Raw genomic sequence first — 13,952 nt, 5'->3', positions numbered from 1 at the left:
CCAAGAATGCGTCTCACTTTCCACTTGCCTAGCACTCAAAATGATGTAGATCAATGGTGTATCAATTTTTTATCTCTGTTGCCTCCGAGGATCAAATCCATGAAACCGAGCGGTGGAAATCCCAATGTTTTGCCAGCCTATGTCCAGATCTCTGAACTGCTGATCCGTGACATCAGCGCGGGCCGTTTGATGGATGGTGAACGCCTTCCGCCCGAACGCGAAATGGCCAAATCCCTGAAAACATCCGTGGGCACCCTGCGCAAAGCGCTCGATATTCTCGTTGAAAAAAACCTGCTTGAGCGCATCCAAGGCTCTGGCAATTACATCCGCCATGGCGGTGACAGCAACAGCATCTATGCCATGTTTCGCTTGGAACTTCTCGGCGGTGGCGGCTTGCCAATCGCGCAAATCCTCAGCATTGACGCGATGGAAAAACCGCACAGCCTGCCCCCCTTTGGCACCAGCACATATGCCACCCGAATCCGTCGCCTGCGGTTCCTCAATGAAACAATTATTGCCGTAGAAGAAATCTGGCTCGATGCAGATGCAGGCCAAGTCCCTGACGGGGCCATTTCTGATTCGCTATACCACTTCTACAAAGAACAGCTTGGCTTTTGGATCACCCGCGCCGAAGACCGCGTGGGCATTGGCGCAGTCCCCGAATGGGCCCCCGAAAATTTCACCAAACCCAGCGGAACACTCACCGGATATATAGAACGCTTAAGTTGGGCAGACGCCCCCGAAGCCGTCGAATTTTCACGCACATGGTTTGACACCGATCAAGCCCTTTACGTGCAACGCCTCAAATAAGGCCAGAAAAAAGGCCGAAAAAAAGGAAAGACTATGACGACCACACATTACGGCATCATCGGCTGTGGCATGATGGGACAAGAACACCTGCGTAACATCGCATTACTGCCTGATACAAAAGTCACGGCGATCTACGAGCCCGACCCGAACATGGCAGAAATCGCCTCAAAATTTGCCCCCGATGCGCAATTCTGCGACAGCCTTGAGGCGCTTTTGGCAATCGAGGCGCTGGATTGCCTTGTCATCGTCAGCCCGAATTTTTGCCATATGGACCAGCTGGAAAAAATCGCGGCAACGCGCCCCCTGCCCGTTCTTGTCGAAAAGCCATTGTTCACAGATCCCGCAGATGTCACACGTTTGAAAGCGTTCCAAGACAGCTACCCCGCGCCTGTCTGGGTCGCGATGGAATACCGCTACATGCCCCCTGTGGCCGCTTTGCGATCCGCCGTCGATGACGCCACGGGCGGCATCAAAATGCTGACCATCCGCGAACACCGCTTTCCCTTTTTGCCAAAGGTCGGCGACTGGAATCGCTTCAATGAAAAATCAGGCGGCACATTTGTTGAAAAATGCTGCCACTTCTTTGACCTCATGCGCTTGCTGACAAAATCCGAACCCCTGCGGGTCATGGCCAGCGCGGGTCAAGACGTGAATCATCTGGACGAGGTTTACGGTGGCAAAGCATCAGATATCTTGGACAACGGTTATGTGATCGTAGACTTCGCAAACGGCATGCGCGCCATGTTGGAATTATGCATGTTTGCCGAAGGTGCCCGCTACCAAGAAGAAATCAGCGCCGTTGGACCAAAAGGCAAAATCGAAGCCTTGGTGCCAGGTCCGGGTCGTTTCTGGCCAGCACATCTGGGCGACGCCCCTATTCCTCAACTCATCGTCAGCCCACGCGACCCCAAAGGCCCCGAAGTGCGTGACATCCCCGTTGATCCGACACTTCTGGAAGCCGGCGATCACAATGGCTCAACATTCTATCAACACGAAGGCTTTCTGGCCTTGGTGCGCGGTGAGCGAACCCTGCCCGATGTCAGTTTAAACGATGGTTGGAAAGCTGTTGCGATGGGAATGGCAGCACAGAAAAGTGCCCTGACAGGACAGGTTGTGACTTTGGATGAATTTGCAGTGATATAAACACGCATTAGCCCTGCTTCATCTACGATGTAACGGACTAACATTAAGACCCTAACCCCGCGGTTAAGGTCTTTTTTGTGTGCGATAGGTGCATTTAAGGCGCGTCTAAAAGACGTTCCAACTCTGCCATAGCAATCTCAACCAATTCCTGATCCACGCGGTCGCCGTTGATCCGGATCATCCACCCCTGCCCGTCATGGCTGCTCGCCAGTCGAACGCCTGATTTCAACTGCCGCGCACTGTGCGGTGCGGGAGGCACTTTCTTTGGCCGCCCCCCGCGCGCTGGGTCTTTCCGCACGACAGTCAATGCAGCCAATGCAGTTTCGATCTGGTAGATTTCCTGCTCCGGTGTCGTGGGCGTGGTAATAGCCATCGCGTCACGCAGTTTGCTCTCATGCCCTTCACGCAGCGCTGCGGCCAGTTTCAAGCCATCGCGTTCTTTCAATTGATCAGGGAAGACCAGCATATCGCCAAGTTCTTCAAAGATCAGTGCAAAGGAACGTATCTTGGACCGCTTGGCTTTCGACGCCATCGGGAATAGCCCATTCACGGCGGCTTCGGTATTTTCAAACGCGCCCTGCTGGGCGGCGATCACCGAAATGCGCCCACGCTCATAATGGCTTAACGCCGCGCGAATTTCGTTTTCTTCGATCATCGCCGCAAAGGTGCCACCCATAGCATCGGGGTCACGTATGATGGCTTTGATGGTATTATATTTCTCATTAGTGGTCAGCTCTTTAAGCGCTTGCACCGCGTGCAGACGACGATAGCCAGACAGCAGACCATATCGATGCTCGCCCTCGGGTTTTGACAGTTCAAAGACCTCAATCGGCAATCGCAACCCGCCTTTGGCGATCGACATTTGCAGTTCATTCATCTGCTCAGCGTCCAGAACAACCCGATCACGCACCAAAGCGTCAGCGTGGATAAGCTCCAAAGGTAATTCTTTTAATATCAATCCTTTAGATTGGGATTCACGTAAAATTTTGGCATCTGCGCTGTCTTTCGCAGATTTCTCGCGATCTGCCTGTGTCCGGGGATCAAATGCCCCAGCTGATTCGGCAGCCACCTGTGCGATAGGAACACTTAACGGTGCGCGCGCTGTGGTTTCGCCGCGAAACTCCTGTTCGATCTGATCCAAATCAGACGCGGATGGAGTCACCAGTTTTCTACGCTTCGCCATCTGTATTTTCCTCTGCTTTCTCTGCCTCAGCCGCCTGCAAATCGCGCCACCATGTGCCTAAAATCACCCGCTTCACTTCGGCCCAAGTTTGGTCAAATGTCTCGCGTCCACGCACATAGGTGTCGCGGTTAAAGTCACGGTAATCGGTCTCATAGATGCCCGACACTTGCTCACCGGCCTGCCCCACCATGGCCGTCACATCTTGACGATAGGTCGTCATGAAGTCACCGAAATAAGCCTGAATCACGTTGGCCAAATCCGTTTGTTGAGCGGCGTCAAAACGGGTGATGAGCGCCAAAACGGCGTCCCACTCAAAACGCATTTCAGGCAGACCATCAGCACGCCGATTCCGGTTTTCGCCTTCTTCTATTGAGGCAAAAGTGGAATAGATCATGTCAAAGAAACGGCCCGTAGAATCGAATTCCAAAAACGAAGCGCCAAGGGGAACCAGCATAATGTCGGCGGCGGCCAAAGCGTTGATTGTTAGGTATCCAAGCGCAGGCGGTGTATCGAGAAAAATCAAATCATAGTCGTCAAGCAAACCGCCGTCTTCAAGCGCGTTAGACAAGGCATCCCATAACGTCCATGAACGCAACTGCATCCGCCAAACGGGCACTTGGAATTCCGCCCAATACAGATTCAGCTGGGCACCGATGAGATCGATGTTGGGCCAATGGGTCTTTTGAACCAGGTTTCGCGGCGAAACTGTTAACGCCTCATTAAGGGTTTCGTCGAACGGATAAGGCGCTTGCCCCGCCGCTTCACGTACCTTGTTTTCACGCTGCAAGGCCAAGGCATAATCACGTGCCAAAAGCGGGAAAGCGGTTTCCCATTCGTCAGCAACAGTTCCGCCCAAAATCGATGTCATTGACCCCTGACTGTCCAAATCAATGACCAAAACCTTATAACCATCAAGAGCCGCAGACATTGCCAAATGCGCCGATGTCGAGGTTTTACCAACACCGCCTTTGAAATTTGCGACCGCCACAACCTTGGCTGGCAAACCCTCAGGGCGCCAAGCGGTGTATTCGCGGTTTGCGGCACCTTCCTTGGTAAAATGCTCACGCAGTTTTTGCACATCTTCCAAGCTGAACCACTTTGAATTCCCCTCACCTTCGCCCTGCGGCAATTCTGGGTTGGCCTTCAAAACACGTCGTAAATGGGCCGCAGCCACTGGAATGAGATACTTACAGATTTCCCATGTCGAGAACTTGCGCAGACGCTTTTTGCCATCCGGCGCATAGCCACGCTTTGCCAAATCATCACGACCTCGCCCTGCGAAAGCGGCTGCTTTTGCAAATCGCGCGGTGTCGATCGGCGCTGCCAAACTTTCTGCTGCTGCTTTCGGGTCAATATTGAAATAAGGTGGGAGAGCATCTTTGCCCTTATTGCCTGACGTCATGGTTTAGGTGCCTCTGCATGTTCGCTACTTTATGCGATATCCGTTGAAGTATGGCACATGAGCTTGGAAATGTGAATCAATTTGAAGGCTGATCTAAATTGAAAATCAAATTTAAGAACAAACCCCAATCTGTTTAGTAATCTTTATAAGATTTTAGAATCTTTATGCATAGAAAAAATTTTAAAAATCAATAGGTTATGGACTTATAGGTGCCTTAATACAGGGGGAAAGGTGCCTGAATGCGGGCCGAAGGGGACCCATATACGGGAATTAAGGTGCCGATTCTCAGGATCGCGCTGTCGTTTGAGACGTTAGACCCTAAAAGTGCTGGTTTAGGGTCATTTGTAAACGAATCGGATATCCTATGTGCGAATCCTAACATCTGATTGTCCTGTATTTGGGTCCCTTAGCGAGACAATGGGCGTCTAAAGTACCCAGCTGCGGGATTGCCTGTAAGGTGCCAATTGAATGCTTGAACGTGGGGACCTTATCGCAAATACTGAGATTGTGAAGCACTGTGATACGAATCGCAAAAACGAGGTCAGAAAAACAGGCCCATAGGTGCGCATGAGTAATGAGACAGGCAATGGATGATATTGAAAAAGAGAATCTGACCGGATCATTGCGGCGTGGCGCGGTGAAAAAGAATGTGGCCGCGATCCATGTGTCGGGTAAGCTGACTTTGTTGCAGCGGAAACTGTCCAACGTTCTTTTGCTCAATGCCTATGACACCTTGATGAGCCAGCAAGTGCATCAGATCGATGCGCGCACTTTGTGTATGATGATTGGCTATAATTCCAACGATATGGACACGCTCAAACAGTCGCTGCGTGGCCTCGCCGAAACCGTGGCCGAGTGGGACATGTTGGATGAGGAGGGGCGTCAGGAATGGGGCGTGTCGTCCTTGCTGAGTTATGCCAAGTTGAAGGGTGGGGTGTGTGAATACGCCTATTCCCCCGCCTTGGCGCAAAAGCTGGATGATCCAAAAGTCTTTGCTTTGATCAATTTGAATATTCAGCGGCGATTTACTTCGGGACATGCTTTGGCGCTGTATGAGAATTGCTATCGCTTTGTGCGCACAGGATCGACTGGCTGGTGGTCTCTCGATCTGTTCCGCCGCCTGATGGGGGTGTCCGAGAGTTCCTATTACGAGGTGTACAAGCATCTGAATGCTAAGATCATCAAACCGGCTGTGGCGGAGGTCAATAAGACTTCGAACATTGTTGTGACGCCTGAGACCCGCAAAGTTGGTCGGTCCGTGTCGGAAATTCGGTTTAAAATCGCGGAGAATCCGCAACTGTCGATTTTGGATTTGGATGATGGCGCAGGCCTGCGCAATTCTGACATTTACAAACGGATGCGCGCGCTTGGGGTGAGTGATCGTTTGGCGCTGCAATGGATGAACGAGCATGACGAAGCCTATGTGCGCAAGCAGGTTGATTATGTGGCGGGGCAGGGGGGTGTAAAGAACCCTGTCAGCTATTTGACCGCAGCTCTTAAGCAAGACTTTAGCGGCAGTACGGTTTCGCCGCGAAACCAGCAACAGCAACCGCCTTTGAGTGAAAAGGGGGCTGAGCGGGCCAAACGGCTTGAAATTTTGCAAAGGCTTGTGAGTGCCAGATCGCCCACGCAACGCGATGCAGATAAACGGTTGTTTATGTCAAAGTTGGATGGGGCTGAGCTTTTGGATTTTGAGAATTACGGCTGGGTGTCATCGCTTAATCACGCAGCGATTGTGACGTTTTGGCAAGATATAGCACCTGGGGCCTTTGAGGTGGCGGAATAAGTTACAATAGAATTGTGAGGCGGCGGGCGCGTGTTTTGCATGCCGAGCATTTATCAATTTGGACGCGCCTGAGGGCGTGGGGAAAAGGAAACAAAATGACTGCGCTTAATCTTAAGGACCCAACACTTCTTGAAACACGCGCCTATGTGAATGGGGTTTGGGTTTCGTCTGACACGACCTTTGAGGTTCACAATCCTGCCACTGGCGCATGCATTGCGCATGTCGCCGATTTGGGTGTGGCCGAGACCAAGGATGCCATTGATGCCGCTTATGCAGCGAAAGCGGAATGGGCGGCGCAAACGGGCAAAGAGCGCAGTGTGATTTTGCGGCGTTGGTATGATTTGATTGTTGAAAACGCAGATGACCTTGCCACGATTTTAACGGCTGAGATGGGCAAGCCGCTGGCCGAGGCGCGTGGTGAGGTGCTGTACGGGGCGTCGTTCATCGAGTGGTTCGCGGAAGAGGCCAAGCGCATTTACGGTGATGTTATTCCGGGTCATCAGCGCGACAAGCGTATCGTGGTGTTGAAGCAACCGATCGGGGTTGTGGGGTCGATTACGCCATGGAATTTTCCCAACGCGATGATTGCGCGCAAGGTGGCGCCTGCGCTGGCTGTGGGCTGTACCTTTGTGGCGCGCCCTGCCGAGCTGACGCCATTGTCTGCGTTGGCCATGGCTGTGTTGGGGGATCGCGCGGGAATTCCAGCGGGGGTGTTCAATGTGATCCCCTCCACGGATAGCGCGGGCGTGGGGCAAGAGCTTTGCGCGAATGAAAAAGTGGCAAAGATCACCTTTACGGGGTCGACACGTGTGGGCAAGATTTTGATGCGTCAATGTGCGGATACGATCAAAAAGATGTCGCTGGAGCTGGGCGGCAATGCGCCGTTTATTGTCTTTGATGACGCCGATGTGGATGCGGCAGTTGAGGGGGCGATGATCGCGAAGTTTCGCAACAACGGGCAGACCTGTGTTTGCGCCAATCGCATCTATGTGCAGTCCGGCGTCTATGACGATTTTGCCGCCAAGTTGAAAGACAAAGTGGCAGGGTTGCAGATTGGTGATGGGTTTGCAGATGGTGTCACAACGGGGCCGCTGATCAACGAGGCCGCCGTGAGCAAGGTCGAGGATCATATCGCGGATGCGGTGGCGAAAGGCGCTGAGATCACCCAAGGGGGCGCGCGCATGGATCAAGGTGGGACATTCTTTCAGCCGACGGTTTTAACGGGTGTGGCCACAGGCATGAAAGTTGCACGCGAAGAAACCTTCGGGCCTGTAGCGCCTTTGTTTAAATTCGACGACGAGGCTGATGTTGTGGCGATGGCCAACGATAGTGAATTTGGCCTTGCCGCTTATTTCTACAGCCGTGATCTGGCGCGGGTTTGGCGTGTGGCCGAGGCGCTGGAAACGGGGATGGTTGGCATCAACACTGGCCTGATTTCCACCGAGCTTGCGCCCTTTGGTGGTGTCAAACAATCGGGACTGGGCCGCGAAGGGTCTAAGTACGGCACTGATGATTTCCTTGAACTGAAATACCTATGCATGGGTGAAATCAACTAAGGCGTTGTTGTCGCCAGTCGGGGGCAGGGCGGTCTTTATCGTCCTGCCTTGCATATTTTTTAGACGTTTGGTCCATTCAAAATCAAAAAATGAAAATATAGGATCATTTTTCATTTCCAAGAATGAAAAAACGTGCCAATTTTTCACTTAAGCGGGAAGTGCCTGCTGAGCGTTTGATTCTGGAGAACCCATGCCCGACACTGATGATCTAGGCCACGACATCCGCGCCCTTAGGGTGGCGCGTAAAATGACGCTTGAGGCTTTGGCCACAGCTATCGGTAAATCCGTTGGCTGGCTGTCACAGATCGAGCGCAATCACACCAGCCCCAGCCTTAAAAGCCTGCAAGACATTGCCCGCGCGCTTGACGTGCCGGTATCGTTGTTTTTCGGCACAGCTGACGCGCCAGATCACGAGCGCGGCATTATCGTGCGGGCGGCAGCGCGGCGCGAAATAGGGTCGCATGACAACGGCCTGATCGAGACCTTGGTGTCCCCCGATCTGACCGATGATTTCGAAGTGGTTCATTCCATTTTCAAGCCGCATTCCAAACTGACCAATGCCATCCAACGTCCTACGATCGAGGTCGCCTATGTGATTTCGGGTACTCTTGATCTGTGGATCGAGGAACAAAAATTCACCATTTCTTCCGGCGATGCCTTTCGCATTCGTGGCGAAAGCTATCGCTGGGCCAATCCTTATGATGAACAGGCCATCGCGGTCTGGGTCATTTCCCCCCCTGTATACTGAGGTCTTGCTATGTCCCTTCCTACAACTGCGCGCGTCGTCATCATTGGCGGCGGTGTCATCGGTGTGTCTACTTTGTATCATCTGGCCAAGGCTGGCTGGACGGATTGTGTCTTACTTGAAAAGAACGAACTCACGGCGGGCTCGACATGGCACGCCGCTGGCAATTGCCCAAATTTTTCGACCAATTATGGCGTGATGAATATGCAGCGTTACGGCCTTGCGCTGTATCGTGATCTTGGCGAGACTGTGTCTTATCCGATCAACTATCACGTCACGGGGGCTGTGCGTTTGGCACATAGCCATGAACGGATGATGGAATTTGACCGCGTGCGCGGCATGGCGGCGCATATGGGTCTGACGATGGATATGTGTACCCCCGATCAGCTGCAAGAGCATTTCCCCTTTATGGAGATCCATGATCTGGAAGGTGGGCTTTGGGATCCACTGGATGGTGACATTGATCCGGCGCAAGTGACCCAAGCCTTGGCCAAAGGCGCGCGCACTCTAGGCGCTACAATCGCGCGCTTTACCCCCGCAATAGGGGTCAGCCGTGAGGGGGGCGAATGGATCGTTCATACGGAAAAAGGCGATATTCGCTGCGACTATGTGGTCAATGCAGCGGGATATTACGCGGGCCGTGTGGGCGAATGGTTCGAGGCGTTCGGTGGGCGCAAAGTGCCGATGACGGTGATGAGCCATCAGTATTTCTTGACGGAAAGCATCCCTGAAATCGAGGCATGGAGTAAAGAGCAGGGCCGCAAAGTGCCGATGCTGCGCGACGTGGACACATCTTATTATTTGCGCCAAGACAGCTATAGTTTGAACCTTGGCCCTTACGAGATGAACTGCGAAGCGGCTTGGATCACGCCGGACAATCAAATGCCTGCTGATTTTTCATTTCAGCTCTATCCCGATGATCTGGACCGGCTTGAGCCTTACATCATGGATGCGATGGAGCGCGTGCCACTGCTTGGCACCCAAGGCGTTAAACGCAACATCAACGGTCCTATTCCTTATGCGCCGGACGGTTTGCCGATGGTTGGGCCAATGCCAGGGGTGCCGAATGCGTTCGAAGCCCATAGTTTCACCTTTGGCATCGCCCAAGGTGGTGGGGCTGGCAAGGTCATGTCCGAATGGATCATGCACGGACAGACCGAATGGGATATGTGGGCAATCGATCCGCGCCGTTACACCGATTACACTGACACGCAGTATAATCTTGGTAAGGCGCTTGAGACTTACGGTCATGAATATGCGATGCATTTCCCACATCATGAATGGCCTGCGGAGCGGAATAAAAAGCTGTCACCAAACCATGATCGCCTGATCGCAGATGGCGCGCAAATGGGCGCATATAATGGTTGGGAACGGGCCAATTGGTTTGCCAAAGAGGGCGATGACACATCCGAGGCCGCAACCTTGACATGGGATCGCACTGGCCCTTGGACAGCACGGGTGCGCGCCGAGGTCGAGGCCGTGCGCGACGGTGTTGGTGTGATTGATATGTGCGGGTTTTCGCGCTTTGAATTGAGCGGGGCAGGGGCCGCAGAGTGGCTGCGTGGACAGATCGCGGGCGCTTTGCCCAAAGTTGGACGTTTAAACCTGATTTACCTGTCAGATATGCGTGGGCATGTGCTGACCGAGATGTCGTGTATGCGTCACGGCGAAGATCAGTTTACTTTGATGACCGCTGCCGTGGCCCAATGGCATGATTTCGAAATCCTGTCGCGCAAATTGCCTGAAAACTTAAATCTTGTTGATACGACCACACAGTTGATGACGCTTTTGGTCACGGGGCCAAAGTCGCGTGATCTTTTGGCTGAGATTTCAGATGGTGATTTGTCGCAGGGCTGGTTGACGCATCAAGACGCGGTGGTCGCTGGGGTGAATGTGCGTTTGGCGCGGGTGTCTTTTGCCGGTGAATTGGGCTGGGAAGTCCATGTTGCGATGGATGATGCGGCTGAGATTTATACCGCAATTCGCGCGGCAGGAGCCTCGCCGTTTGGCATGTATGCGCTCAATGCGATGCGGATCGAGAAAGGCTATCTGACATGGAAGGGCGATTTGTCGACGGATTATTCTTTGTTGGAAACCGGTCTGGGGCGCTTTGTGAAATTGGATAAACCGCAAGATTTCCCTGGCAAGGCCGCCTTGATTGCCGAGCAGGCGAAAGGGTCAGCCAAAACCCAAGTCACCTTGGTGGTCGAGGGGGCCGCGCAAGACGCGCCTTATATGGCGGCGGTGTTTGCAGATGGGAAACGTGTCGGTGAAGTGACCTCGTCGGCTTATGGGTTCCGCGTCGAGGCGGCCATCGCGATTGCAATGATCAAGACCGAAGCGGCGGTTGCAGGTGCTTTGGTCGAGGTCGAAATTTACGGTCAGCGCCATAAGGCGACGATCCAAGCCTCCGCGTGCCTTTGGGACGCAGACAACAGCCGCATTCGCGCGTAACCCTTTGAAAGGTTTTGATATGACTTTGCCCCCTAAACAGGCCCGTGTCGTGATCGTCGGTGGCGGCGTGATCGGTTGTTCCGTTGCTTATCATTTGACAAAATTGGGTTGGAAAGACGTTGTGCTGCTGGAACGTAAGCAGCTGACTTCTGGCACCACATGGCATGCGGCGGGGTTGATCGCGCAGCTGCGCGCCTCGCAAAATATGACCCGCTTGGCGAAATACAGCCAAGAGTTATATGGCAATCTTGAGGCTGAAACCGGTGTTGCCACAGGGTTTCGTCGCAACGGATCGATCACCCTTGCGCTGACGCCTGAGCGTCGCGAAGAAATTTTACGTCAAGCCTCGATGGCGCGTGCTTTCGGGGTCGAAGTGGAACAGATCAGCCCCGAAGAGGTCGTCAAACGGTATCCGCATGTCAATGTGGATGACGTGACAGCGGCGGTGTATTTGGACAAAGACGGGCAGGGGGATCCGGCGAATATTGCGCTGGCGATGGCGCGGGGCGCCAAACAGCGCGGCGCGCAGATTATCGAGCGTACGAAAGTCACAGGGTTTCAACGTGAAGGCCGTCGCATCACGGGCGTGTCATGGGAAACGGGTGACGAGAGCGGTACGATTGTGTGCGATCACGTGGTCAATTGCGCGGGCATGTGGGGGCACGATGTGGGCCGTCAAATGGGCGTTAATGTGCCGCTGCACGCCTGTGAGCATTTTTATATCGTCACCGATACGATCCCAGATTTTGCGCAACTGCCGACCCTGCGCGTGCCCGAAGAATGTGCCTATTACAAAGAAGACGCGGGCAAATTGCTGTTGGGTGCGTTTGAGCCGGTGGCCAAACCTTGGGCGATGAAAGGCATCCCTGAGGATTTTGAATTCGATCAACTGCCCGAGGATTTCGACCACTTCGAGCCTATCTTAGAGCAGGCGGTCAATCGTATGCCTTTGTTGGCAAGCGCGGGAATTCACACGTTCTTCAATGGACCTGAAAGTTTCACGCCTGATGATGCCTATCACCTTGGCCTTGCGCCTGAGATGGACAATGTTTGGGTTGCCGCTGGGTTTAATTCCATCGGTATTCAATCGGCGGGGGGCGCAGGCATGGCGCTGGCGGCGTGGATGGACACAGGCGAGAAACCCTTTGATTTGGGTGACGTTGACATTGCGCGGATGCAGCCGTTTCAGGGCAATAAAACCTATCTGTTTGAACGCTCCAAAGAAACGCTTGGTCTGTTGTTTGCTGACCATTTTCCATACCGCCAAAAGGCCACGGCGCGGGGCATTCGCCGGTCACCGCTGCACGATGCGCTTAAAGCGCAAGGTGCTGTCTTTGGTGAATTTTCAGGCTGGGAACGGGCCAATTGGTTTGCGGATGCTGGGCAAAAAGCCGAATATGAATACACGTGGAAGCGGCAGAATTGGTTTGAAAATTCCGCCCGCGAACATAAAGCCATCCGCGAAAATGTTGGCATTTACGACATGTCATCGTTTGGCAAAATCAAAGTGGACGGGCCAGATGCCGAGGCGTTTCTAAACGCGGTTGCGGCCAGCAATCTGTCGGTGCCTGTGGGCAAGATCGTCTACAGTCAGTTCTTGAATGCATCTGGCGGAATCGAGGCGGATGTGACCATCACGCGCCTGTCCGAAACCGAATATTTGGTCGTCACGCCAGCGGCCACCCGCATTGCAGATCACGCATGGATGCGGCGTTTGATCGGTGATTACCGCGTGACGCTGACGGATATGACAGCAGCCGAGGTTGTGATTTGCGTCATGGGACCAAATGCGCGCAAATTGCTGCAGCGCGTGTCACCCAATGATTTTGGCAATGAGGTCAATCCCTTTGGGACTTGCCAAGAGATTGAGATCGGCATGGGCTTGGCTCGCGCGCACCGCGTGACCTATGTGGGCGAGCTGGGGTGGGAATTGTATGTGTCCACCGATATGGCGGCGCATGTGTTTGAGGTTTTGCTTGAGGCTGGCCGCGATATGGATGCCAAATTGTGTGGCTTGCACATGATGGACAGTTGCCGGATTGAAAAAGGCTTTCGCCATTTCGGTCATGACATTTCAAGCGAAGATCACATTCTTGAAGCGGGGCTTGGCTTTGCAATCAAAAAAACCGATGACTTGTATATCGGGCGGGATGCTGTGCTGCGCAGACGCGAACAGGGTTTGCAAAAACGGATGGTTCAATTCCAACTGACCGATCCTAATCCCTTGCTCTATCACGCAGAACCGATCCTGCGCGATGGTCAACTGGTGGGGTATCTCAGCTCGGGCAATTACGGGCACACATTGGGAGGCGCGATTGGTCTGGGCTATGTGCCTTGTGCGGGGGAAACCGTGCAACAGGTTTTGGCCTCGGCCTATGAAATCGAAGTCGCAGGGCAGCGTTTTGCCGCCACGGCGTCACTTAAGCCGCTGTATGATCCGACGTCAGCAAGGGTAAAGGTCTGAGTACTATTGTGTGTGGATAGATTTCGATTGCTTGGGCAAGACTGAACGGCTGCTCAAGCAATCGTCGAAAGATGCGTCAATACTATATTTGAAATTGCAATAATATCTAATGGGGCCAAGCTGCTTACACCCTACGCGATAGGATGCTTCACGCATTTCGAAAATACTCAATTGTGGCCGTACTCGCACTTGTTGGTTCGTCCGTAAGGACCTTTGAACGGCCACAAGTAACGTGATCGAGTGTAAATCTCGCAGTTTTCTCAGACCTGAAACGATCGAATTTCGGGGAAATTCATACACACCTGACGCAGCAAGCTGCCCGTTGCCTCTAAGTCACTATAAATAAAGGGTTTTTCGGCGATTTTGGTGCAAATGCACCAAAGAGTGTTGTTTCTCAATGTTTTCAATA

The 13,952-nt window shown here is 53.2% G+C and carries 9 protein-coding genes; 7 read left to right on the top strand and 2 right to left on the bottom strand.

Going from position 1 to position 13,952, the window contains the following annotated elements:
* Nucleotides 1–99 precede the first annotated feature (99 nt).
* Both KO497_RS02330 and KO497_RS02325 read left to right on the top strand, forming a co-directional pair.
* On the top strand, nt 100–810 hold the full coding sequence (locus KO497_RS02330) for a GntR family transcriptional regulator (protein WP_215942356.1): 711 nt from the start codon (nt 100–102) through the stop codon (nt 808–810).
* A gap of 33 nt (nt 811–843) precedes the next feature.
* Entirely contained in the window at nt 844–1,953 is a 1,110-nt protein-coding gene (locus KO497_RS02325; protein WP_215942355.1) for a Gfo/Idh/MocA family protein, read from the top strand.
* A gap of 94 nt (nt 1,954–2,047) precedes the next feature.
* On the opposite strand, the gene KO497_RS02320 is transcribed toward KO497_RS02325, so the two are convergent.
* On the bottom strand, nt 2,048–3,136 hold the full coding sequence (locus KO497_RS02320; protein ID WP_215942354.1) for a ParB/RepB/Spo0J family partition protein: 1,089 nt from the start codon (nt 3,134–3,136) through the stop codon (nt 2,048–2,050).
* Entirely contained in the window at nt 3,123–4,538 is a 1,416-nt protein-coding gene (locus tag KO497_RS02315) for an AAA family ATPase (RefSeq protein WP_215942353.1), read from the bottom strand. Before KO497_RS02315 ends, KO497_RS02320 begins: the two co-directional genes overlap by 14 nt.
* A gap of 586 nt (nt 4,539–5,124) precedes the next feature.
* Between KO497_RS02315 and KO497_RS02310 the strand changes: the two genes are divergently transcribed.
* The 5 genes from KO497_RS02310 (at nt 5,125) to KO497_RS02290 (ending at nt 13,543) form a co-directional block, all read left to right on the top strand.
* Nucleotides 5,125–6,324 (top strand): replication initiation protein, encoded by a 1,200-nt coding sequence (locus KO497_RS02310; protein WP_215942352.1) that lies wholly within the window; start codon nt 5,125–5,127, stop codon nt 6,322–6,324.
* Nucleotides 6,325–6,419: 95 nt separating this feature from the next.
* Nucleotides 6,420–7,880, top strand: coding sequence for an NAD-dependent succinate-semialdehyde dehydrogenase (locus KO497_RS02305; RefSeq protein WP_215942351.1), 1,461 nt, complete (start codon nt 6,420–6,422; stop codon nt 7,878–7,880).
* A gap of 190 nt (nt 7,881–8,070) precedes the next feature.
* Nucleotides 8,071–8,628, top strand: coding sequence for a helix-turn-helix domain-containing protein (locus tag KO497_RS02300; RefSeq protein WP_215942350.1), 558 nt, complete (start codon nt 8,071–8,073; stop codon nt 8,626–8,628).
* Between the two features lie 9 nt (nt 8,629–8,637).
* Entirely contained in the window at nt 8,638–11,079 is a 2,442-nt protein-coding gene (locus tag KO497_RS02295; protein ID WP_215942349.1) for a GcvT family protein, read from the top strand.
* A 19-nt stretch (nt 11,080–11,098) separates the two neighbouring features.
* Nucleotides 11,099–13,543 (top strand): GcvT family protein, encoded by a 2,445-nt coding sequence (locus KO497_RS02290; RefSeq protein WP_215942348.1) that lies wholly within the window; start codon nt 11,099–11,101, stop codon nt 13,541–13,543.
* Nucleotides 13,544–13,952: the final 409 nt, after the last annotated feature.

Source organism: Pacificibacter marinus, from assembly GCF_018860665.1.
GTDB classification, from domain to species: Bacteria; Pseudomonadota; Alphaproteobacteria; order Rhodobacterales; family Rhodobacteraceae; genus Celeribacter; species Celeribacter marinus_A.
This window is presented reverse-complemented; position numbering and strand designations above follow the sequence as displayed.

Coding starts and splice junctions, on each gene's coding strand:
- KO497_RS02330 (WP_215942356.1), top strand. CDS start 100: ATGAAACCGAGCGGTGGAAATCCCAATGTTTTGCCAGCCTATGTCCAG.
- KO497_RS02325 (WP_215942355.1), top strand. CDS start 844: ATGACGACCACACATTACGGCATCATCGGCTGTGGCATGATGGGACAA.
- KO497_RS02320 (WP_215942354.1), bottom strand. CDS start 3,136: ATGGCGAAGCGTAGAAAACTGGTGACTCCATCCGCGTCTGATTTGGAT.
- KO497_RS02315 (WP_215942353.1), bottom strand. CDS start 4,538: ATGACGTCAGGCAATAAGGGCAAAGATGCTCTCCCACCTTATTTCAAT.
- KO497_RS02310 (WP_215942352.1), top strand. CDS start 5,125: ATGGATGATATTGAAAAAGAGAATCTGACCGGATCATTGCGGCGTGGC.
- KO497_RS02305 (WP_215942351.1), top strand. CDS start 6,420: ATGACTGCGCTTAATCTTAAGGACCCAACACTTCTTGAAACACGCGCC.
- KO497_RS02300 (WP_215942350.1), top strand. CDS start 8,071: ATGCCCGACACTGATGATCTAGGCCACGACATCCGCGCCCTTAGGGTG.
- KO497_RS02295 (WP_215942349.1), top strand. CDS start 8,638: ATGTCCCTTCCTACAACTGCGCGCGTCGTCATCATTGGCGGCGGTGTC.
- KO497_RS02290 (WP_215942348.1), top strand. CDS start 11,099: ATGACTTTGCCCCCTAAACAGGCCCGTGTCGTGATCGTCGGTGGCGGC.